Source organism: Aeromonas media (assembly GCF_020423125.1).
GTDB classification, from domain to species: Bacteria; Pseudomonadota; Gammaproteobacteria; order Enterobacterales; family Aeromonadaceae; genus Aeromonas; species Aeromonas media.
On the sequence record NZ_CP075564.1, the window covers coordinates 1,006,645 to 1,026,534 of the forward strand.

A 19,890-nucleotide genomic window follows, 5' to 3' on the forward strand; every position below is an offset into this window, starting at 1 on the left:
GGCAAAGTAGCCATGGCCAGTGAACAGCAAGACAAGGCGCTGGAGGCGGCGCTCAGGCAGGCGATCCGCGCCCAGTATCACTTTCGCCCCAGCGAACAGGGACTGCTGGCATGGGACGTGCGCCGACTGGTGCGGCTGAGCCGAGCGCTGCCGGTGCAGGCGGTGGCGCTCGGCGAAATTGCCGAGCTCGACCAGGTGCACTGGTACGGCCATGGTGCCGCCAGCCCCACGGTACGCAGCGTGGTGGAGCACTGTCAGTTGATGATGGCGGCCGATCTCGCCTATCCCATCCTGCTGGACAGCGCCGGCCGGGTCATGGATGGCATGCATCGGGTGGGCAAGGCATTGATGCTGGGCCACAGCCATATCGAGGCGCACCGCTTTGTCGTTGATCCGGCGCCCGACTATCAGGGTTGCGACCCCGATGCCCTGCCTTATGACGACTGAGCCAGGTTGATTGGATGATTAGGGCGAACATCGGAAACACTATTTTTTCAAGAGATGGATTGCTGGAGATAGCTCAGTGAAGAGAGTGCTAGAGATTCGAAACTATCGGCTCAAAGCCGGGAGTCGAGCGATTTTTCATGCGTTGGTGGCAGAGCAGAGTTTGCCTTTACATCGTGAGTGGGGAATGGATGTGGTGAATCACGGGCCCTCCCTGCATGATCCGGACGTTTATTTCTTGATGCGGGCTTACGATGACCTTGAGGAGTTGAACCGTTCACAGGCGGCATTCTATGCCACTGAAGCATGGCGGAGAGGTCCGAGAGAAGCCATTGTCGAGTTGATCGAGAGCGACGCAAATACTGTGCTCTGGTTGCCTGATGTAGCCATTGATGCACTCCGTGGCTGCTGATGACATCTGTAGCATCCCTTGTTTTCACGGGCTTTTACCGGTTCTGGATGGCCGTGCTACACTGGCCGGCCTAGAGCCGGCCCCCGGGGCAGGCGCCCTTTTCCGTCAACGCCGGAGGTCCGATGCATTGCCCTTTCTGTAGTGCGGTAGATACCAAGGTGATCGATTCCCGTCTGGTGGCAGAAGGCCACCAGGTGCGCCGCCGTCGTGAATGCCTGCTCTGCCACGAGCGCTTCACCACTTTCGAGATGGCCGAGCTGGTGATGCCCCGCGTCATCAAGTCCAACGGTTCCCGCGAGCCATTCAACGAAGACAAGCTGCGCGCCGGCATCTTGCGGGCGCTGGAGAAGCGGCCGGTGAGCATGGAGGCCATCGAGAAGGCGGTCAACCACATCAAGTCCCGTCTGCGCGCCACCGGCGAACGCGAAGTCGCCTCCCAGCTGGTGGGCAACCTGGTGATGGACGAGCTCAAGAGCCTGGACAAGGTGGCCTATATCCGCTTTGCCTCCGTCTACCGCAGCTTCGAAGACATTCGCGAATTCGGCGAAGAGATCGCCAAGCTGGAGAAGTAACGTTTCCTTCCCCCAGGGCAGGATGTTTTGTCAGAGGAGCCCAGATGTTTAGTCAAGACGATTACCAATGGATGAGCCGGGCCCTCGAACTGGCTCGCCGAGGTCGTTACACCACGGCCCCGAACCCCTGTGTCGGTGCCGTGCTGGTGAAGGCCGGCGTGGTGGTGGGGGAGGGCTGGCACAAGCGGGCTGGTGAGCCCCATGCCGAAGTCTATGCCCTGCATGCCGCCGGTGAAGAGGCTCGCGGCGCCACCGCCTATGTGACCCTGGAGCCATGCTCCCATCACGGCCGCACGCCCCCCTGCGCCGAGGCGCTGATCAAGGCCGGCGTGACCCGGGTGGTGGCGGCCATGGTGGATCCCAATCCCCAGGTGGGAGGACGCGGGTTGCGCATGTTGTCTGAGGCGGGCATCAAGACCGACTTCGGCCTGCTGAGCGCCGAGGCCGAGGCACTCAATCCCGGCTTCTTCAAGCGGATGCGCACCGCCTTCCCGCAGGTAACGGTCAAGCTGGGGGCCAGCCTGGACGGTCGCACCGCCATGGCGAGCGGCGAGAGCCAATGGATCACCTCTCCGGAGGCGCGCCGCGACGTGCAGCGGCTGCGTGCCCGCCACGATGCGGTGCTCTCCAGCGCCGAGACGGTGCTGGCCGACGGCGCCTCCCTGACCGTGCGCTGGGACGAGCTGCCGGCCTCGGTCAAGGCAAGCTACCCCAAAGAGACGTTGCGCCAGCCGCTGCGGGTCATCGTCGACTCGCAAAACCGGCTGACCCCGGACCTGCTCCTGTTTCAGAGTGAGGGCCCTGTGCTACTGGCCCGCCACAGGGTCGACGGGGACTGGCCTGCCTGGGTGCAGCAACTGACCCTGCCGCTGCTGGATGGCAAGCTGGATCTGGTCAGCCTCTTCATGCTGCTGGCCAAGCAGAACATCAACTCTGTGCTGGTGGAGGCGGGGCCGCGGCTGTGCGGCGCCCTGCTGGAGAAGGGGTTGGTGGACGAGCTGATGCTCTATCAGGCGCCCAAACTGATGGGGGATGAGGGGCGCGGCCTGTTCCACCTGCCGGGGCTGACGCGTCTGTTCCAGGCCCCCAAGCTCACTCTCAAGGATGTGCGCTTGGTTGGGCCGGATATTCGCATTACCGCCAAAATAGCCTGATTTATCAATGTTCAAGGGGGCAGTACCTGCCCCCGTCATCAGCAAGGTGATCTGCATGTTTACCGGAATTATCGAAGCCATGGGCACCCTGGCCGCCCTGCACCGTCAGGGGGATGACATGGCCCTCACCGTCCATGCCCCGACCCTAGACTTTGGCGACGTCAAGCTGGGCGACTCCATCGCCACCAACGGCGTCTGCCTCACCGTGGTGGCCCTGGGGGACAAGAGTTACACCGCCGACGTCTCCCTTGAGACGCTCTCTCGCACCGGTTTTGCCGAGGCCAGGGTGGGGGATCCGGTGAACCTCGAGAAGGCGCTGATGCCGAGCTCCCGCCTCGGTGGCCACCTGGTCTCGGGCCACGTCGATGGCATCGGCGAGGTGAAGAGCAAGTCCAGCAGCGGCCGCGCCATCGAGTACTGGATCAAGGCACCGGCAGCGCTCTCCCGCTATATCGCCGAAAAGGGCTCCATTGCGGTGGATGGCATCAGCCTGACGGTCAACGCCGTGCAGGGGGATCTCTTTCGCCTGACCATAGTGCCCCACACCGCCCAGGAGACCACCATAGCCCGGTGGAAACCGGGTCATCGCGTGAACCTCGAGGTGGATCAAATCGCCCGATATCTGGAGCGGCTGATGCAGGGGAGGGGACAGGATCAGGAGCAGAACGCATCCAGTCTGACCCTGGAGAAGCTGGCCCAGTCCGGTTTCCTGTGACGCGGCACTGTGCGGGAAAAACGCTTTTCTGTGATCCCGCTCCGATTGAAATGGGGCCCAGCGCCCCCATCTAGAGCACAATAGACAGTATCAAGCCGAGCCGGCAGGCTCAACCCCCCAAGCATGTTGATGGAGTAGCCCATGGCGCTGAGCACAACCCAGGAAATCATTGCCGATATCAAGGCAGGCAAGATGGTGATCCTGATGGATGACGAAGACAGGGAGAACGAAGGGGACCTCATCATGGCCGCCTCCTGTGTCCGTCCGGAAGATATCAACTTCATGGCGCGCTACGGTCGTGGCCTCATATGCCTGACCCTGACCCGGGATCGCTGCAAGCAGCTGGCGCTGCCGCTGATGGTTGACCGCAACAACGCCCAGTTCTCCACCGCCTTCACCGTGACCATAGAAGCGGCCGAGGGGGTGACCACCGGCATCTCCGCCGCCGATCGCGCCGTCACCGTGCAGGCTGCTGTCGCGCCGAACGCCAAGGCCGCCGATCTGGTGCAGCCCGGTCACATCTTCCCGCTGATGGCGCAGGATGGTGGCGTGTTGACCCGTGCCGGTCACACCGAGGCGGGTTGCGATCTGGCCCGTCTGGCGGGTTACGAGCCGGCCTCCGTCATCGTCGAGATCCTCAACGAGGATGGCACCATGGCGCGCCGTCCGGATCTGGAAGTCTTCGCGGAGCAGCACGGCATCAAACTGGGCACCATTGCGGATCTTATCGAGTACCGCAACCAGCACGAGACCACGGTAGAGAAGGTGGCTGAGTGCAAGCTGCCCACCGAGTTTGGCGAGTTCGACCTCGTCACCTTCCGCGACACCATCGACAATCAGGTGCACTTCGCCCTGAAGAAGGGGGAAGTGAAGGCCGACCAGCCGACCCTGGTGCGGGTCCATCTGCACGACGTGCTGAGCGATCTGCTGCTGACCGACCGTCACGCCGCCCGCAGTTGGCCGCTGCCCAAATCCATGGCCCGCATCGCCGAAGAGGGCGGTGTGCTGGTGATCCTGGGGGCAGAAGCCCATGGCGAGGAGCTGCTGGCCCGGGTCAAGGGGTTCGAGGCCGCCGACAAGGGGCTGCAACCGGAAGGGGCCAAGTGGCAGGGCACCTCGCGCCGGGTCGGCGTGGGCTCCCAGATCCTCAAGGCGCTCGGCGTCGGCAAGATGAGACTGCTGAGCTCGCCGAAAAAATACCACGCCCTCGGCGGTTTCGGTCTGGAAGTGGTGGAGTACGTCGGCGAGTAAGCACCTTGGTACTTGCTTGATGAAGTACCATCGCCCTGCCAGCGGGTTCGACCCGGAGGTTGTGGAATACGTCGGTGAACAAGCCCCTCTGACGGGGTGAATGACGATCATGGCCGCTTGTTGCGGCCATGGTTTTTTGTCGCGGCTCTGTTGTGCTAGAATGCGTGCACTTTTGGCCCCGGCCCCTATTGATTGCACAGAGACAGGATTTCCAATGAAGATTATCGAAGGGAATATCGCCGCTCCCGAGGCGCGTGTTGCTATTGTCGTTGCCCGTTTCAACAGCTTCATCAATGACAGCCTGGTGAACGGTGCGGTAGACGTACTGAAGCGTCAAGGCCAGGTCCAGGACAGCAATCTCACCCTGGTGCGCGTACCGGGTGCCGTCGAAATTCCCCTGGCAGCCAAGAAGCTGGCCAAGAGCGGTCAATACGACGCCATCGTTGCGCTCGGTACCGTCATCCGTGGCGGCACCTATCACTTCGAACTGGTGGCGAGCGAGAACGGCAAGGGGCTGGCTCAGGTGATGATGGAGTATGACATTCCCGTCGCCTTCGGCGTACTGACCACTGAAAACATTGAACAAGCCATCGAGCGCGCCGGTACCAAGGCGGGTAACAAGGGTGCAGAGGCTGCACTGAGCGCGCTCGAAATGATCAACGTCCTGAAACAGCTGGACGTGTAACGAGGAGAAGTACATTGAAACCGTCCGAGCGCCGTAAGGCCCGTCATTGCGCCACCCAGGCCATCTACCAGTGGCAGATGACCCAGGCAAACGTGGGCGACATCGAAGAGCAGTTCAAGATCGATCAGGACACCAAGGGTGTGGACCTGAGCTATTTCCGCGATCTGCTGTTCGGGGTAGCGGTCCACTGCAACGAGCTGGACAAGGTGTTCTCACCTTTCCTCTCCCGTCCGCTGGAAGAAGTGGACATGGTGGACAAGGCGATCCTGCGTCTGGCGACCTACGAGCTGACCCGTCGTGATGATGTGCCGCCGCGCGTGGTGATCAACGAAGCGATCGAGCTGGCCAAAGCCTTCGCCGCCGATGACAGCCACAAGTTTGTCAACGGCGTACTGGACAAGGTGATCAAGACGCTGCCCAAGCGTTGATCCCGCCGTCTGTAAGCATTTAAGAGAGGAGCCAGCTTATTGCTGGCTTTTTACTGTATGGGTGAATTTGAGCTGATTGAGAAGTACTTCAAGGTCCCCCACGCCCGCAAGGACGTGGTGATGGGCCCAGGGGATGACTGCGCCCTGCTGACCCTGCCCCCCGATACCCAACTGGCGGTGAGCACCGACACCCTGGTGAGCGGCGTGCACTTCTTCCCGGACATGGATCCGGTGGATCTGGGGTACAAGGCGCTGGCGGTCAACCTCTCCGATCTCGCCGCCATGGGGGCCGAGCCGCGCTGGGTCTCCCTGGCACTGACCCTGCCCGCCGTCAACGAGGCCTGGGTTGCGGGCTTTGCGGAAGGGTTCCTCGAGCTCGCCGAATATTACAACGTGGCCCTGGTGGGGGGGGACATGACCCGCGGGCCACTCTCCATCACCGTCTCGGTGAAGGGATCCGTGCCGACCGGTCGCGCCCTGATGCGCAGCGGCGCCAGGGTGGGGGACGGCATCTATGTCACCGGCACCCTGGGGGATGCGGCCCTGGCCCTCTCCCACTTGCTGGGCAAGCGTACCCTCAACGAGAACCAGCTGGCGGCCGTGCTGCCCAGGCTCGATCATCCCCATCCCCGCATCCTGGCCGGTCAGGCCTTGCGCGGGCTGGCGAGCAGCGCGCTGGATCTCTCCGACGGCCTGGCTTCCGATCTCGGTCATATCCTCAAGGCGTCCGGCGTGCGGGCCCAGATCGATCTCGACCTGCTGCCGCTCTCGCCCGTGTTGCAGGACGCTGTGCCCGCACGGGATACCTGGCAGCTGGCGCTGGCCGGCGGCGATGACTACGAGCTCTGCTTCACCGTGCCACAAGAGCATCACGGTGCCCTGGACACGGCGCTGGCCAACTGTGGCGTCAGATTCACCCGCATCGGCCGCATCCAGGCCGGCGACCCCGGCATCGACTACGTGCAGGGTGAACAGCCGGTCGAGCTTCATCTCAAGGGCTGGGATCACTTCGCATGAGCTTTTTCAAGATAAGCCCCGAACTGAAAAACCTGAGCCTGAAGAACCCGCTCCACTGTCTGGCGCTGGGTTTTGGTGCCGGCCTCTCCCCCAGGGCGCCGGGCACCATGGGGACCCTGGTGGCCATTCCGCTCTACCTGCTGGTGAGCGGCCTGCCGACGCCCTGGTTCATCGCCCTGCTGGCGGTGGGGTTCGTGGCGGGCATTCGCATCTGCCAGGCGGCCACCGATGCCATCGGCATGCCGGATCACGGCGCCATCGTCTGGGACGAGGTGATAGGGTTCGGCGTCACCATGATAGCGGCCCCCGCCGGCTGGGAGTGGGTGCTGGCCGGCTTCGTGTTGTTCCGGCTGTTCGATGTGCTCAAGCCCTGGCCCATCTCCTGGTTTGATCGCCGTATCCACGGCGGGCTCGGCATCATGCTGGACGACCTCATCGCCGGTCTGTTCGCCCTGCTCTGCATGCAGCTGCTGGCTCGCTGGTAAGGCAGGTCGGCGATCACGGCCGCTGGCCCTCGCTGCCGCGCAGTTTCATCGTCTGTCTGCCCACTCTTTTCATACAATTAAGCTTCAGGCGCAGTTCCTTGATGGGACTGCGCCTTTTTGTATGCAATCCCTCCGCCTTGTCCGGTGATGGCGCATTGGGCTCTGGCAGATCATTCTGAGTTGACCCTATTTATCTCTGCTTAGTTTTCCTTCATCCAGATATGCTGTCGTTAAAAAATCATTTCACATAAATATTCACTACTCATTCGAAGCCGCGTAGTCTGCATTGAATAGTGGATTCGATTGCTTGTTACATCTTTGTTGAAATTTAAATAAGCTAATCTATCGCGTTGCCATCACAATCTCTGTTGGTGTGATATTTATCGACATTTTTCGCCTGTGGCGAGTGCGTTATCTGCGCAAAGTATTGCGAAATTGTATAACTGGATCATTTACACCTGCGGGCAAACCGACTAACTTACTCGCGGGTTATTCCAAAAAAATGCAAAAAACCCGCCCGGATCGCTGGTTTGGCTGCCTCATGGATTGAGCGTTTACTGCACAAGACAAGCTCTCAACATACATACCAAGGCACAACCAGCATCTGCGGCTGATTTACGGACGAATTATTTGGGACGGATGTCCCCCGCAGAGGTAACCATGTCCTTGCTCGAAGTGAAAAACTTGCGGATCGAGTACCCCTCCCGCTATGGGGTGCTGGCCGCGGTCAAGGATCTCTCTTTTTCCGTGGAAAAAGGCGAGATCGTCGGCGTAGTCGGCGAATCAGGTGCCGGCAAGTCCACCATAGGCAATGCCGTCATCGATCTGTTGAGCCCGCCCGGCCGCATCGCCCGTGGCGATATCTACCTCAACGGTGAGCTCATCTCCGGCAAGAGCCAGAACGAGATGCGGGCCATTCGTGGCTCCCGTATCGGCTTCATCTTCCAGGATCCCATGACCTCCCTCAATCCGCTGTTCACCGTTGAGCAGCAGTTGGTGGAGACCATACTGGCCAACACCGATCTCAATCGCGAGGTGGCCTTTGCCAAGGCCCTCGAGCTGATGGGGGCGGTCGGGATACCGCAGCCGGAAGTACGCATCAAGCAGTACCCGCACCAGTTCTCCGGTGGCATGCGCCAGCGGGTGGTCATCGCCATCGCGCTGTCGGGGAATCCCGAACTCATCATCGCCGATGAGCCGACCACGGCGCTGGACGTCTCCATTCAGGATCAGATCCTCCAGCTCATCCGCAACCTCTGCAAGGAGCGTCAGGTGGGCTGCATGCTGGTGACCCACGACATGGGCGTGGTCTCCAACGTCACCGACAAGGTGGCTGTCATGTATCGCGGGGATCTGGTGGAGTTCGGCACCACAGAACAGGTGCTGGGTCGCCCCAGCCACCCCTATACCCGCAGCCTCATCTCGGCGGTGCCCCGTTCCGATGTGAAGCTGGTGCGCTTCCCCCTGGTTTCCTACATAGAGGATGCCGGTGCGCCGGATCTCAGCATCGATCTCAAGACCCACTGGCTCGGCCAGAGTCAGGACGAGCGCAGCTATGAAGGTGCCCTGCTGCGGGTAGAGAACGTGGATCTGAAGTTTGTCACCAAGGATTCCATCTTCCCGAGCCGTCGCCAGTACGTGCGTGCCTGCAACAACATCAGCTTCGAGATCTTCGAAGGGGAGACTTTCGGTCTGGTGGGGGAGTCGGGCTCCGGCAAATCCACCATAGCGCGTGCCATCACCGGCCTCTATCCGCCCGATACCGGCAAGATCTTCTTCGAGGGGATCGACCTCACTGCCTTGAAAGGGGAGCATGAGCGCCGCCCGCTGCGCCGCCAGATGCAGATGGTGTTCCAGAACCCTTACTCCTCGATGAACCCGCGCATGAAGGTGCGTGACATCATCGCCGAGCCGATCCGCTTCCACAAACTGGCGAGCAGCGAGAGCCAGATTGAGGGCATAGTGAGCGATCTGCTGGATCACGTCGGCCTCGGCCGCGGGGCCGGGGTCAAGTATCCCCACGAGTTTTCCGGTGGTCAGCGCCAGCGCATCTCCATCGCCCGCGCCCTGGCGACCCGGCCGCGCTTCCTTATCTGCGACGAGCCCACCTCTGCGTTGGATGTCTCGGTGCAGGCCCAGATCCTCAACCTGCTCAAGGATTTGCAGCAGGAGCTTGGGCTGACAATGCTGTTCATCAGCCACGATCTGCCGGTCATCCGCCAGATGTGCGATCGCATAGGCGTGATGCAGCACGGCCACCTGGTGGAGGTCGCGGAGACCGAAAAACTGTTTACCAATGCCGAGCATGAGTACAGCCGCAAGCTGATCTCCCTCATGCCGGAATTTAAGGGAATGTCCCGCGAGGGGCTGGAAATCGCAAGCTAGGAAAGCACCGGTTCGCCGGTTTGTCTGTCAATAAAAAGCCAAAAGCATGGAGAAAGACATGAAGAAAGGATTATCCAAGATCGCCATGGCGCTGTTCGCCGCTGGTCTCGCGTTCAACGTTTCTGCCGCCGACATCAAGGTTGCCGTCGCCTCTGACGCCACCTCGCTGGACCCGCAGGAGCAGCTCTCCGGTCAGACCCTGGAGATGTCTCACCTGGTGTTCGATCCCCTGATGCGTTACACCCAGGATCTGCAATTCGAGCCGCGTCTGGCCGAGAAGTATGAGCGCATCGACGACAAGACCGTCCGCTTCCACCTGCGCAAGGGTGTCAAGTTCCACTCCGGCAACGACTTCACCGCCGATGACGTGGTATGGACAGTCAACCGTCTGAAGGCCTCCCCGGACTTCAAGGCTATTTTCGACCCCATCGCCGAAGCCAAGAAGGTGGATGATTTCACCGTGGATCTCGTCACCGCCAAGCCGTTCCCGCTGGTGCTGCAGACCGTCACCTACATCTTCCCGATGGACTCCAAGTTCTACAGCGGCAAGGATGAAGCCGGCAAGGACAAGGCCGCCATCGTCAAGAACGGTGACTCCTATGCCTCTACCCACGTTTCCGGTACCGGTCCGTTCAGCGTCAAGTTCCGCGAGCAGGGCGTGAAGCTGGAATATGCCCGCAACGCCAACTACTGGGACAAGGCCTCCAAGGGCAACGTCCAGAACCTGACCGTGGTGCCGATCAAGGAAGATGCGACCCGCGTAGCCGCCCTGCTGGGTGGTGACGTGGACATGATCTACCCGGTTGCCCCGAACGATCTGGAGCGCGTGAAGAACGGCAAGGATTCCCAGCTGGTGACCCTGTCCGGTACCCGCGCCATCATCATCGAGCTGAACCAGAACACCAACCCGGCGCTCAAAGACAAGCGCGTGCGTCAGGCGATCAACTACGCCATCAACCAGGTGGGCATAGTCGACAAGATCAACAAGGGCTTCGGTACCCCCGCTGGCCAGCTGAGCCCGAAAGGCTATGCCGGTTACAACGAGGCGCTCAAGCCCCAGTATGATCTGGCCAAGGCCAAGGAGCTGATGAAGGAAGCCGGTTACGAGAAGGGCTTCAAGATGACCTTCATCTCCCCGGCTGCCCGCTACGTCAACGACGTCAAGATCGCCCAGGCTGTCTCCGCCATGCTGTCCAAGATCAACATCAAGGTGGATCTGAAGACCATGCCGGTGGCCCAGTACTGGCCCGAGTTTGACAAGTGCGCCTCCGACATGCAGTTGATCGGCTGGCACTCCGACACCGAAGACAGTGCGAACTTCTTCGAGTTCCTGACCTTCACCAAGGATGCCAAGACCGGCATGGGTCAGTACAACTGCGGCGGTTATGCCAACGCAGAAGCTGACAAGATGGTGATGGAAGCGAACACCGAAACCGATCCGGCCAAGCGTGCCGCCATCCTGCAGAAGGTGGAAGCCATGCTGATCGACGACGCAGCCTATGTGCCGTTGCATTGGGAAGACCTGGCCTATGGCGCCAAGAAGAATGTCGACATCAAGCCGATCGTCAACGTGATGAACTTCCCTTACCTGGGTGACCTGGTGGTCAACAAGTAAGAGAAGCGTTAAGGAAGGACCCGGTGGGGGTAGCCATGGCTGCCCCCACCATTAACAGAAGCCTGTGCCAAGACACAGGCCACGTAGAAGGACAAGCATGTTTACATTCCTGCTGAAACGGTTCTATCAGGCCGTGATAGTGATGTTCGTCATCAGCCTGGTCGCCTTCTCCATCCAGGACAACCTGGGGGATCCGCTGCGCGAGCTGGTGGGACAATCCGTCTCCGAGTCCGTGCGCCAGGAGCTGCGCGACAAAATGGGCCTCAACGATCCCTTTTTGGTGAAATACAGCCGCTTCTTGCAGAACGCGGTGCAAGGGGATCTGGGCACCTCCTATTTCTTCAAGCGACCGGCCCTCGAGGTGATCCTCGACAAGCTGGTGGCTACCCTTGAGCTGGTGTTTGCCGCTGCGCTCATCATCGTCGTTGTCTCCATTCCGCTGGGGGTTTATTCGGCGATAAGACCGCGCAGTTTCCTGACCAAGCTCATCATGGCGGTGAGCAGCATCGGCATCTCGATCCCGGTCTTCCTGACCGCCATCATGCTGATGTACCTCTTCTCCATCCAGCTCGGCTGGCTGCCGGCCTATGGCCGTGGCGAGACCTACAACCTGCTGGGCTGGGAGTCGGGCTTCTTCACCTGGGATGGCATCAAGCACCTGATCCTGCCTGCGGTGTCCCTCTCCTCCATCATGCTGCCGCTGTTCATCCGGCTGGTACGCTCCGAGATGCTGGAGCAGCTCTCCTCCGAGTACGTCAAGTTCGCCCGTGCCAAGGGGCTGGACAACAACAAGGTCTACTACCAGCACGCCCTGAAGAACACCATGCTGCCGGTCATCACTGTCGGCGGCGTGCAGATCGGCACCATGGTGGCCTACACCATACTGACCGAGAGCGTGTTCCAGTGGCCGGGGACGGGTTTCCTGTTCCTCGAGGCGATCCACAGGGTCGATACCCCACTGATCACCGCTTACGTCATCTTCGTGGGCCTTATCTTCGTGGTGACCAATACCCTGGTCGACCTGCTCTACGGGTTCATCAACCCGACCGTCAACCTGACCGCCAAGGGGTAACAGATGACTAACGCTGTAACTGCAAGCCCAAGCCGTTGGGCGCGATTCAAGAACTCTGACATCGTCTACTACTTCCTGCGGGACAAGGTAGCCATGTTCAGCTTTGCCGTGTTTGTGGTGTTCGTACTGGCGGCGCTGCTGGCGCCCTGGCTGGCGCCGCACAACGTCTATGACCAGACCAGCTTCGATCTGATGGATGCGGAGCTGCCTCCCTCCTGGCTGGAAGGGGGCGAGGCACGCTTCTGGCTCGGTACCGACAACCAGGGACGGGACATCTGGAGCACCATCCTCTATGGCGCCCGCATCTCGCTGACCATAGGTCTGTTCGCCGTCGGCCTGCAGCTAGTGCTCGGCATCGTCATCGGCCTCATCGCCGGTTATTTCGGTGGTCGCATCGACAACCTGCTGATGCGCTTCGCCGACGTGCAGCTGTCGTTCTCCACCATGATGGTGGCCATCATCATCTCCGCCATCTTCCAGGCGACCTTTGGCTCGGATCTCTATTCCGAGTTCGCCATCGTCATGCTGGTGGTGATCATCGGCATAGCCGAATGGCCCCAGTATGCCCGTACGGTGCGCGCCTCGGTGCTGGCGGAGAAGAAGAAGGAGTACGTGGAAGCGGCCCAGGTGATGGGGTTCCGTGCCCCGCGCATCATGTTCCGCCACATACTGCCGAACTGCCTGTCGCCCATCCTGGTCATCTCCACGGTGCAGGTGGCGAACGCCATCATGAGCGAGGCAGCACTCTCCTTTCTGGGGTTGGGCATGCCAGTGGATCAACCGTCCCTGGGCTCCCTCATCAGTGTGGGCTTCAACTACATCTTCTCCGGCTCCTGGTGGATCACCGCCTTCCCGGGCATCTGCCTGGTGGTGCTGGTGCTGGTCATCAACCTGCTGGGTGACTGGCTGCGGGATGTGTTCAACCCCAAGATCTACAAGGGTTGACTCGGGTCAGAAGTGAAAATACAAGAAGGGCGCCATCAGGCGCCCTTCTTTATTGCTTGTGATTGCAGTAAGCACTTGCGTCAGGCTTGCAGCCAGGCCTCGATGCCGGCCTGGATACCAACGCCATCCAGCCCCAGCTGGGCATAGATCTCCTCCTGGGTGCCTTGCTCCACGAAGCGATCCGGCAGCCCCAGATTGAGCACTGGCTTGCACTGCTTGCTGCGCATCAGCAGCTCGTTCACCGCAGAACCGGCCCCGCCCATGATGGCGTTGTCCTCGAGAGTGACAAACTGATCGTGGCTGGCGGCAAGGGAGAGCACCAGCGCCTCGTCCATGGGCTTGACGAAGCGCATGTCCACCAGGGTGGTGTCCAGCGCCTCGGCGGCGGCCCTGGCCTGATGCAGCAGGGTACCGAACGCCAGTATGGCGGTGCCTTTTCCCTGGCGAACAATCCGGCCCTTGCCGAGTTCAAGTGCCTGCATCTCGCTCATGATCTCGCTGCCGCAGCCGCTGCCACGGGGATAGCGCACCGCAGCGGGCTGGTTGCACTGATAGCCGGTGAAGAGCATCTGACGGCACTCGTTCTCGTCGGACGGCGTCATCACCACCATGTTCGGGACTGTGCGCAGGAAGCTGATGTCGAACGCCCCCTGATGGGTGGGGCCGTCGGCGCCTACCAGGCCGGCCCTGTCGATGGCGAACAGCACCGGCAGGTTCTGCAGCGCCACATCGTGGATCAGCTGGTCATAGGCCCGTTGCAGGAAGCTCGAATAGATGGCGACCACGGGTTTCTTGTCGGCGATGGCAAGGCCGGCGGCGAAGGTGACCGCATGCTGTTCGGCGATGGCTACGTCGAAGTAGCGATCCGGATACTGCTGGCTGAACTTGACCAGGCCGGAGCCCTCGCGCATGGCGGGGGTGATGCCGACCAGCCTTTCGTCTTTCGCTGCCATGTCGCACAGCCACTGGCCGAAGATGGCGGAGAAGGTGGGTTTGCCACCGGCGCTCTTGGGCAGGGCGCACTCGTCCGGATTGAACTTGGGGACGGCGTGATAACCGATCGGATCTTTCTCGGCAGGCTCGTAGCCCTTGCCCTTCTTGGTCTTGACGTGCAGCAGCTGCGGCCCCTTGAGGTTGCGCATGTTGCGCAGGGTCTCGACCAGAGCGTGGATGTCGTGGCCGTCGATGGGGCCTATGTAGTTGAAGCCGAACTCCTCGAACAGGGTGCCGGGCACCACCATGCCCTTGAGGTGTTCCTCGGCCCGTTTGGCCAGCTCCTTGACCGGCGGCAGCCCCGCCAGCACCTTCTTGCCACCTTCGCGGATGGTGGTGTAGAGCTTGCCGGACATCAGCCTGGCCAGGTGGTTGTTGAGCGCCCCGACATTCTCGGAGATGGACATCTCGTTGTCATTGAGCACCACCAGCATGTCCTTGTGAACGTCGCCGGCGTGGTTGAGGGCCTCGAAGGCCATGCCTGCCGTGATGGCGCCATCACCGATGACGGCCACCACCTTGCGGCCCAGCCCCTCGCTCTCGGCGGCAACCGCCATGCCGAGGGCGGCACCTATGGAAGTGCTGGAGTGGCCCACGCTGAGCACGTCATACTCGCTCTCTTCCCGCCAGGGGAAGGGGTGCAGGCCATCTTTCTGGCGAATGGTGTGAATGCGTTCGCGCCGGCCGGTCAGGATCTTGTGGGGATAGGCCTGATGGCCCACATCCCACACCAATCGATCGAAGGGGGTGTTGTAGACGTAGTGCAAGGCGACCGTCAGCTCGACTGTGCCGAGGCCGGAGGCGAAGTGGCCGCTGGAGCGGCTCACCGAGCGCAGCAGATACTCGCGCAGCTCTTCGCACAGAATGGGCAGCCGCTCTTTGGGCAGGGATCGCAACTCGACTGGCGTATCCGCGAGGGCCAGGTTGGGGAAATCGCTAATATCAACGCTCATATTGTTACTGTTATCCAGCGTTTAGTGGGTTCGCTCGATGATGTAATCGGCAAACGCTTCCAGAATGTCGGTATTGTAGGGCAAGGATTGCAGGGCTGTTAAGGCCTTGTCATGCAGTTCGCGAGCCAGCTCACGGGCAGGGTCGAGACCGAGCAGGGCCGGATAGGTGCTCTTCTCCTGCGCCAGATCCGAACCTTGCGGCTTGCCGAGGGTGGCGGTGTCGCCCGTGATGTCGAGGATGTCATCCTGCACCTGGAAGGCGAGCCCGATGGCGGCGGCATAGGTTTGCAGCGCAGCCAGGGTGGCAGGCGCCACGTCGGCCTTGCACAGGGCTCCCAGAGTGACGGCGCACTCGATGAGTGCTCCCGTCTTGTGGCGATGCACCTGCTCCAGCTCGGCGAGGCTGATCCGGCGGCCTTCGGCCTCCAGATCCAGCGCCTGGCCGCCACACATGCCGAGATAGCCGGAGGCGCGGGCCAGGGTACTCAGCATCCGTACCCGGTTGGCCAGCAGCTCGTCGGGGAGGGGATGATCCGCCAGTATGGAGAATGCCAGGGTCTGCAGGGCATCACCGGCCAGAATGGCGGTGCCTTCGTCGAACGCCTTGTGCACAGTCGGCTGGCCGCGACGCAGATCGTCGTTGTCCATGGCGGGCAGGTCGTCGTGCAGCAGGGAGTAGGCGTGGATGCACTCCACTGCGGCGGCGGGCCCGTCGAGCAATTCGCTCTTCACCCCCAGCATCTCGCCAACGGCGTAGACCAGGAAGGGGCGCACCCGCTTGCCGCCGAGCAGCAGGCCGTATTTCATTGCATCCCGCAGGCGTGGTGCCATGGCGGGCAGGGCCTCAAGCTGTGCCGAGAGGCAGTCGTCGATGCGGCGGCGGTGCAGGCGGGAGAAATCGTCCAGCGTCACTCACTCCTCTCCTTGCTCTGATCGAAAGGGGACCGCCTGTTCGCTGCCATCGGCCTGGGTCAGGAGGATCTGGATCTTCTGCTCGGCCTGCTCCAGCTTCTGCTGGCCGGCACGCACCAGATGGATGCCCTGTTCGAATTGCTTGAGTGCCTCCTCGAGGGGGAGCGACCCCTGTTCCAGTTGATGCACTATGGTTTCCAGCTCTTCCAGGGTGGCATCAAAACTCAGACGGTCGATTTTTTTACTGGCCATGTCCATCCTCGGGGATTGAAAAAAACGGCTCATCTTAACATCGACCGGGCACAGGGGGGAGGCAGAAAAGTGTGCTGTCCTCAAACTATCCTGACCCCGGCCGATAGAAAGGGGCTGGCATCCATGTACTGCCGATGGGTTATTGAGGTGTGCCGGGCTTGCTGCCAGGGGCGCAATAGCAGAAAATTCAACGCAATATAAATAGATGGCAAGTTCGGCGACAGGAGTAGGGATGTGGATTTAGGCAGTCTGATAGGCATAGTGCTGGGGTTCGGGGTCGTGGTGTACGGCATGCTGCTGGGTGGCCCCATGAGCATGTATGTGGATATGCCTTCGGTCTATATCACCATATTAGGTTCTCTGTTCATCTGCATGATGAAGTTCAACCTCAGCCAGTTTCTGATGGCGTTCAAGGTGGCCGGCAAGGCGTTCATGTACAAGGGCGACAAGCTCGACGATCTGATTGCCAAAGCGGTCGAGCTGGCGGACTCGGCCCGCAAGGGAGGCTTTCTGGCGCTTGAGGCGGCGGAGATCCCCAATCCCTTCATGAAGAAGGGCATCGACATGCTGGTGGACGGCCATGACGCCGATGTGGTGCGCGCCGTGATGGAGAAAGACATCGAACTGACCTCGGAGCGCCACGTCATCGCCATCAAGGTGTTTCGCTCCCTCGGTGATCTCGGCCCCGCCATGGGGATGATAGGTACGCTAGTGGGGCTGGTGGCCATGCTGGCGAACATGAGCGACCCCAAATCCATCGGTCCGGCCATGGCGGTGGCCTTGCTGACCACGCTGTACGGGGCGATTGAAGCCAACATGATCGCCATTCCCATCGCCGACAAGCTGGAGCTGCGCAGCGGCGAGGAGCAGTTGAGCCGCACTCTGATCCTCGACGCCATCATGGGGATCCAGGACGGCCAGAACCCTCGCGTGATCCAGGCCATGCTGCAGAACTACCTGAATCAGTCCAAACGCAACAACGGGCTCGAATAGGAGGCCGCATGGCAAAGTGCAAGTGTCCGCCGCCCGGCCTGCCCGGTTACATGGGTACCTTCGCCGATCTCATGTCCCTGTTGATGTGCTTCTTCGTGCTGCTGCTCTCCTTCGCCGAGATGGATGTGCAGAAGTTCAAGCAGATCGCCGGCTCCATGGAGAAGGCGTTCGGGGTGCAGAACATTCTGGAGGTGAAGGACATCCCCAAGGGTACCTCTGTCATCGCCCAGGAGTTTCGCCCCGGCCGGCCCGAACCGACGCCCATCGACACCATCATGCAGCAGACCATAGATATGACCCAGACCGAGCTGGATTTTCAGCCTGGGGATGCGGATCAGGCGGGAGGCCATGACAAGACCGAGGGGCAGCAGAGCGGTGGCGACACCGCCCAGCAGGCCCAGAAGGCGCAGGAGCAGTCCAACGAACTGGCCAAGGCGCTGGCCGAGCAGATGCAGGCACAGATCCAGGACGGTGCCATCGAGATAGAGGCGCTGGGTCAGCAGATCATCATTCGCATCCGCGAGAAGGCGGCGTTCCCGGCGGGATCCGCCTTCCTGCAGCCCCAGTTCTGGCCGGTGATCCGTAAAGTCGCGACCTTGCTCAAGGATGTGCCGGGGGAGATCACCGTCTCCGGTCATACCGATGACGTTGCCACCGAAGACGAGTTGTTCCAGTCCAACTGGGAGCTCTCATCCCAGCGTGCGGTGGCGGTGGCCCACCAGATGATCAAGGTGCCCGGCTTTGACGGCAGCCGTTTGGTGGTGCAGGGGATGGCGGATTCCCAGCCACTGGTGCCGAACAACAGCCCGGAGAACCGGCGCATGAACCGGCGGGTGGAGATCGCCATCATGCAGGGCAAACCGACGGTATCTGCCCCTATAGGGGTGGCGGATCCCAAGTAGCTTTCGCCAGGAAGCGCGATCCCGTTCGCAGGGGCTGACATGGATTTTGTGGCGGCTTCATATTAAGATGCCTCATCCGAACCGATAGCTGCGGCTCTCTTTGATTGCCGCAGCTTCTCTTTATAAAGCAACCCAGGTTTCGACTATGAATCATACTCCGATGACTGTTCGCGGCGCTGAAAAGCTGCGTCAAGAGCTCGACTATCTGAAGAGCGAGCTGCGCCCCCAGATTATCGAAGCGATTGCTGATGCCCGTGAACATGGTGATCTGAAAGAAAACGCCGAATACCATGCCGCTCGTGAGCAACAAGGTTTCTGTGAAGGCCGCATTCAGGAGATTGAGAGCAAGCTCTCCAATGCTCAGGTGATCGATATCACCAAGATTGCCAACAATGGCCGCGTCATCTTCGGTGCGACCGTGACCCTGCTGAAAAGCGAAACGGAAGAGGAAGTGGTGTACCGCATCGTGGGCGACGACGAGGCGGACATCAAGCAGAACATGATCTCCGTGAACTCGCCCATTGCCCGTGCCCTGATCGGCAAGGAAGTGGACGATGTGGCCATCGTCAAGACACCGGCTGGCGATGTTGAGTACGAAATTTTGGAAGTCGCCTACCTCTGACGATGAGGGGCGATGAAGAAACAGGGGAGCCCGGCTCCCCTGTTGCATTTAGTCCCCCTGATAGGCCTGGACGAAGGCGTCCTGATGACGCTGGAAGAGCCAATCCCGCAGTTGCTCCTGGTCTCCCTTGTCCAGCTGGAATTTCATGGCCCAGTCGTGGCGCTGCTGGTGGGAGTGGACGTGCCTTATCAGGGTGCCGCTCAGTGCCAGGGGAGGCAATCCTTCTATGCCGAGGGTACCGTGCAGCCGATCGCCCTTGGCCAGGGTCGGTGGCAAACCGGCCACGATGAGACCGCCTAGGGAGAGGCTGTGCACCTCATACTCGGCATCGCTGGTGTGCAGGACGGCTTTCTCATCGAGTCGCCAGGCGCGCAGGTGAGGGGAGCCCAGCTCCGTGATGGTAGGGGCGGCGATGCGCAGCTCGGTGTGGCCTTCCGCCGCCAGGGTACAATGCAGCGGAAAACGCAGTTGATGGCCGGCGATGCGGGCCTCGATCGTCAGGGGGCTTGCCCGTTGCAACAGGCTCTGTAGGGGAAGGCTCAGGTTGCCTCGTAGGAACTGGCCGGCGGCCATGTCCTCGGCGTCTCCCAAGTCCTGCAGCATGGCCAGCTCCTCGTCGGTGAGAATCTGATGCTTGTCCATAGTGGATGTCCGCAAGTATTCATCGCAGGTTAAGGGCCTGACGACTATTTTGGCAAGCGACTTGGGAAGAAGAGAAATGAAGGAAAGAGCGAACGCTCTTTCCTGTTACTTGCGGGGCAACTGGATCTTGGGTTCTGTGGCCTGACGATAGATGGTCAGTACATGGCCCATGCTCTGTACCTTGATGGCGCCGGTTTCACGAACGATGGCATCCATTACCAGCTGTTTCATCTCACGATCTTCAGACGACACCTTAACCTTGATCAGCTCGTGGTGGTTCAGCGCCAGATCGATCTCGGCCAGCACCCCTTCGGTCAGGCCGTGTTGTCCCAGCAGGACGACTGGCTTCAGGCTGTGGGCGAGGCCCTTGAGGTGTTGTTTCTGTTTATTGTTGAGAATCATGGCAATTTCTTCATAAGTCAGGGTTGAAAGGGGCGTATT

Annotated in this window: 22 protein-coding genes; 17 read left to right on the top strand and 5 right to left on the bottom strand. The window is 60.8% G+C overall.

Going from position 1 to position 19,890, the window contains the following annotated elements; translation table 11 throughout:
- The first annotated feature begins 12 nt into the window (after nt 1-12).
- From KI797_RS04780 to KI797_RS04845, 14 genes are all read left to right on the top strand, one after another.
- Complete coding sequence (locus KI797_RS04780; RefSeq protein ID WP_226173013.1) at nt 13-447, top strand: hypothetical protein; 435 nt, start codon at nt 13-15, stop codon at nt 445-447.
- Nucleotides 448-523: 76 nt separating this feature from the next.
- Nucleotides 524-856, top strand: a complete 333-nt coding sequence (locus KI797_RS04785) for an NIPSNAP family protein (protein WP_041205183.1) — start codon at nt 524-526, stop codon at nt 854-856.
- Nucleotides 857-978: 122 nt separating this feature from the next.
- Nucleotides 979-1,428: a transcriptional regulator NrdR gene (gene nrdR, locus KI797_RS04790; protein WP_010675395.1), complete on the top strand. Its 450-nt coding sequence runs from the start codon at nt 979-981 to the stop codon at nt 1,426-1,428.
- 44 nt (nt 1,429-1,472) lie between these two features.
- The gene (gene ribD, locus KI797_RS04795) at nt 1,473-2,582 is read left to right on the top strand and encodes a bifunctional diaminohydroxyphosphoribosylaminopyrimidine deaminase/5-amino-6-(5-phosphoribosylamino)uracil reductase RibD (protein ID WP_226171777.1); all 1,110 of its coding nucleotides are present in this window, start codon (nt 1,473-1,475) and stop codon (nt 2,580-2,582) included.
- A 55-nt stretch (nt 2,583-2,637) separates the two neighbouring features.
- Entirely contained in the window at nt 2,638-3,297 is a 660-nt protein-coding gene (locus tag KI797_RS04800) for a riboflavin synthase (protein ID WP_041206832.1), read from the top strand.
- Nucleotides 3,298-3,438: 141 nt separating this feature from the next.
- Nucleotides 3,439-4,548 (top strand): bifunctional 3,4-dihydroxy-2-butanone-4-phosphate synthase/GTP cyclohydrolase II, encoded by a 1,110-nt coding sequence (gene ribBA / locus KI797_RS04805; RefSeq protein WP_226171779.1) that lies wholly within the window; start codon nt 3,439-3,441, stop codon nt 4,546-4,548.
- A 214-nt stretch (nt 4,549-4,762) separates the two neighbouring features.
- Nucleotides 4,763-5,233 carry a 6,7-dimethyl-8-ribityllumazine synthase gene (ribH, locus tag KI797_RS04810; protein WP_005326596.1) on the top strand — a complete coding sequence of 157 codons (471 nt, stop codon included), beginning with the start codon at nt 4,763-4,765 and terminating at the stop codon, nt 5,231-5,233.
- Between the two features lie 14 nt (nt 5,234-5,247).
- Complete coding sequence (gene nusB, locus KI797_RS04815; protein ID WP_025326032.1) at nt 5,248-5,661, top strand: transcription antitermination factor NusB; 414 nt, start codon at nt 5,248-5,250, stop codon at nt 5,659-5,661.
- Nucleotides 5,662-5,718: 57 nt separating this feature from the next.
- Entirely contained in the window at nt 5,719-6,678 is a 960-nt protein-coding gene (thiL, locus tag KI797_RS04820) for a thiamine-phosphate kinase (RefSeq protein WP_226171781.1), read from the top strand.
- Nucleotides 6,675-7,163 carry a phosphatidylglycerophosphatase A family protein gene (locus KI797_RS04825; protein ID WP_218409497.1) on the top strand — a complete coding sequence of 163 codons (489 nt, stop codon included), beginning with the start codon at nt 6,675-6,677 and terminating at the stop codon, nt 7,161-7,163. The genes thiL and KI797_RS04825 overlap by 4 nt, the downstream gene beginning before the upstream one ends.
- A gap of 660 nt (nt 7,164-7,823) precedes the next feature.
- A complete protein-coding gene (locus KI797_RS04830; RefSeq protein WP_226171783.1) occupies nt 7,824-9,548 on the top strand; it encodes a dipeptide ABC transporter ATP-binding protein in 1,725 nt (574 codons plus the stop codon).
- A 58-nt stretch (nt 9,549-9,606) separates the two neighbouring features.
- Nucleotides 9,607-11,163 carry an ABC transporter substrate-binding protein gene (locus tag KI797_RS04835; RefSeq protein ID WP_182788013.1) on the top strand — a complete coding sequence of 519 codons (1,557 nt, stop codon included), beginning with the start codon at nt 9,607-9,609 and terminating at the stop codon, nt 11,161-11,163.
- A gap of 97 nt (nt 11,164-11,260) precedes the next feature.
- The gene (locus KI797_RS04840) at nt 11,261-12,235 is read left to right on the top strand and encodes an ABC transporter permease (protein WP_005326609.1); all 975 of its coding nucleotides are present in this window, start codon (nt 11,261-11,263) and stop codon (nt 12,233-12,235) included.
- Between the two features lie 3 nt (nt 12,236-12,238).
- Nucleotides 12,239-13,180 carry an ABC transporter permease gene (locus KI797_RS04845; RefSeq protein ID WP_041205190.1) on the top strand — a complete coding sequence of 314 codons (942 nt, stop codon included), beginning with the start codon at nt 12,239-12,241 and terminating at the stop codon, nt 13,178-13,180.
- 80 nt (nt 13,181-13,260) lie between these two features.
- On the opposite strand, the gene dxs is transcribed toward KI797_RS04845, so the two are convergent.
- The 3 genes from dxs to xseB are packed head-to-tail and all read right to left on the bottom strand — an operon-like array spanning nt 13,261 to nt 16,290.
- A complete protein-coding gene (gene dxs, locus KI797_RS04850) occupies nt 13,261-15,126 on the bottom strand; it encodes a 1-deoxy-D-xylulose-5-phosphate synthase (RefSeq protein ID WP_226171785.1) in 1,866 nt (621 codons plus the stop codon).
- Between the two features lie 21 nt (nt 15,127-15,147).
- Nucleotides 15,148-16,038: a (2E,6E)-farnesyl diphosphate synthase gene (gene ispA, locus KI797_RS04855; RefSeq protein WP_226171786.1), complete on the bottom strand. Its 891-nt coding sequence runs from the start codon at nt 16,036-16,038 to the stop codon at nt 15,148-15,150.
- Nucleotides 16,039-16,290, bottom strand: coding sequence for an exodeoxyribonuclease VII small subunit (gene xseB, locus KI797_RS04860; RefSeq protein ID WP_025326041.1), 252 nt, complete (start codon nt 16,288-16,290; stop codon nt 16,039-16,041). It lies immediately after the preceding gene.
- A gap of 234 nt (nt 16,291-16,524) precedes the next feature.
- On the opposite strand from xseB, the gene pomA reads away from it, so the two are divergent.
- The 3 genes from pomA to greA all read left to right on the top strand — a co-directional run bounded on the left by pomA (nt 16,525) and on the right by greA (nt 18,807).
- Nucleotides 16,525-17,283, top strand: coding sequence for a flagellar motor protein PomA (gene pomA / locus KI797_RS04865; RefSeq protein WP_005326615.1), 759 nt, complete (start codon nt 16,525-16,527; stop codon nt 17,281-17,283).
- Between the two features lie 8 nt (nt 17,284-17,291).
- A complete protein-coding gene (locus KI797_RS04870; protein WP_042648788.1) occupies nt 17,292-18,185 on the top strand; it encodes a flagellar motor protein MotB in 894 nt (297 codons plus the stop codon).
- A gap of 145 nt (nt 18,186-18,330) precedes the next feature.
- The gene (greA, locus tag KI797_RS04875; RefSeq protein ID WP_041205192.1) at nt 18,331-18,807 is read left to right on the top strand and encodes a transcription elongation factor GreA; all 477 of its coding nucleotides are present in this window, start codon (nt 18,331-18,333) and stop codon (nt 18,805-18,807) included.
- Nucleotides 18,808-18,855: 48 nt separating this feature from the next.
- On the opposite strand, the gene KI797_RS04880 is transcribed toward greA, so the two are convergent.
- Both KI797_RS04880 and yhbY read right to left on the bottom strand, forming a co-directional pair.
- Nucleotides 18,856-19,449 (bottom strand): PilZ domain-containing protein, encoded by a 594-nt coding sequence (locus tag KI797_RS04880; RefSeq protein ID WP_226171789.1) that lies wholly within the window; start codon nt 19,447-19,449, stop codon nt 18,856-18,858.
- A 105-nt stretch (nt 19,450-19,554) separates the two neighbouring features.
- Entirely contained in the window at nt 19,555-19,851 is a 297-nt protein-coding gene (yhbY, locus tag KI797_RS04885) for a ribosome assembly RNA-binding protein YhbY (RefSeq protein WP_226171792.1), read from the bottom strand.
- Nucleotides 19,852-19,890 lie beyond the last annotated feature (39 nt).

Coding starts and splice junctions, on each gene's coding strand:
- KI797_RS04845 (WP_041205190.1), top strand. CDS start 12,239: ATGACTAACGCTGTAACTGCAAGCCCAAGCCGTTGGGCGCGATTCAAG.
- dxs (WP_226171785.1), bottom strand. CDS start 15,126: ATGAGCGTTGATATTAGCGATTTCCCCAACCTGGCCCTCGCGGATACG.
- KI797_RS04780 (WP_226173013.1), top strand. CDS start 13: ATGGCCAGTGAACAGCAAGACAAGGCGCTGGAGGCGGCGCTCAGGCAG.
- KI797_RS04880 (WP_226171789.1), bottom strand. CDS start 19,449: ATGGACAAGCATCAGATTCTCACCGACGAGGAGCTGGCCATGCTGCAG.
- KI797_RS04835 (WP_182788013.1), top strand. CDS start 9,607: ATGAAGAAAGGATTATCCAAGATCGCCATGGCGCTGTTCGCCGCTGGT.
- ribD (WP_226171777.1), top strand. CDS start 1,473: ATGTTTAGTCAAGACGATTACCAATGGATGAGCCGGGCCCTCGAACTG.
- thiL (WP_226171781.1), top strand. CDS start 5,719: ATGGGTGAATTTGAGCTGATTGAGAAGTACTTCAAGGTCCCCCACGCC.
- yhbY (WP_226171792.1), bottom strand. CDS start 19,851: ATGATTCTCAACAATAAACAGAAACAACACCTCAAGGGCCTCGCCCAC.
- KI797_RS04870 (WP_042648788.1), top strand. CDS start 17,292: ATGGCAAAGTGCAAGTGTCCGCCGCCCGGCCTGCCCGGTTACATGGGT.
- greA (WP_041205192.1), top strand. CDS start 18,331: ATGAATCATACTCCGATGACTGTTCGCGGCGCTGAAAAGCTGCGTCAA.
- KI797_RS04840 (WP_005326609.1), top strand. CDS start 11,261: ATGTTTACATTCCTGCTGAAACGGTTCTATCAGGCCGTGATAGTGATG.
- nrdR (WP_010675395.1), top strand. CDS start 979: ATGCATTGCCCTTTCTGTAGTGCGGTAGATACCAAGGTGATCGATTCC.
- xseB (WP_025326041.1), bottom strand. CDS start 16,290: ATGGCCAGTAAAAAAATCGACCGTCTGAGTTTTGATGCCACCCTGGAA.
- KI797_RS04800 (WP_041206832.1), top strand. CDS start 2,638: ATGTTTACCGGAATTATCGAAGCCATGGGCACCCTGGCCGCCCTGCAC.
- KI797_RS04830 (WP_226171783.1), top strand. CDS start 7,824: ATGTCCTTGCTCGAAGTGAAAAACTTGCGGATCGAGTACCCCTCCCGC.
- KI797_RS04825 (WP_218409497.1), top strand. CDS start 6,675: ATGAGCTTTTTCAAGATAAGCCCCGAACTGAAAAACCTGAGCCTGAAG.
- ribH (WP_005326596.1), top strand. CDS start 4,763: ATGAAGATTATCGAAGGGAATATCGCCGCTCCCGAGGCGCGTGTTGCT.
- ribBA (WP_226171779.1), top strand. CDS start 3,439: ATGGCGCTGAGCACAACCCAGGAAATCATTGCCGATATCAAGGCAGGC.